The organism is Rhizobium ecuadorense (genome assembly GCF_001187535.1).
In the GTDB taxonomy this organism is placed as follows: domain Bacteria; phylum Pseudomonadota; class Alphaproteobacteria; order Rhizobiales; family Rhizobiaceae; genus Rhizobium; species Rhizobium ecuadorense.
The window spans coordinates 1-533 of sequence record NZ_LFIO01001465.1 but is presented as its reverse complement, the minus strand read 5'-3'; the positions used below and the strand labels follow the sequence as shown (position 1 = coordinate 533).

The following is a 533-nucleotide window of genomic DNA, read 5'->3' as shown; positions in this document are numbered from 1 at the left end:
CGTTCAGCAGGGGCCGATCTTCGGGGTCGCCATTCGGTTCTAAAGGCCGGACTGGCGAACTTCGTACTGTTAGCGATTATCCTTCCAGTATGCTCGCCATTTGAAGACCTGGTGTCCTCCGGGAGCCGGAAAAACGACGTCCCCCAGCGGCAGAGAGCCGCCGTGACAGCGGCTCACAGTTCGGTATCCAACGGGATCGATCCGGGGGATATCGTTTCGTTTCGGAGGAAGCCTGCCCTGCGGGCTGGGTTCAATCGGATCATGGAGGCATTGATGAGAAAGTCGCTTCTTGGGTAGTACTGGTTGTCGCGCCGCTCGGTGTCTGGACAGGGACGGCAGCCGCCCAGTCGAGTGAAGACCTGGCGAAGAAGCTTTCCAATCCAATAGCCTCGCTCATCAGCGTGCCGTTCCAGTTCAACTACGATCACGGCTATGGTCCAGACGACGGCGACAAGGCGACGCTAAACATTCAGCCGGTCATTCCCTTCAAGATAAACGAGGACTGGAACGTCATCTCGCGCACCATACTGCCA

At 57.8% G+C, this 533-nt stretch carries 1 pseudogene; it reads left to right on the top strand.

From position 1 onward, the window contains the following. Window positions 1-299: 299 nt before the first annotated feature. A pseudogene (locus tag AF337_RS45775) lies at window positions 300-533 on the top strand (transporter); the annotation flags it as partial.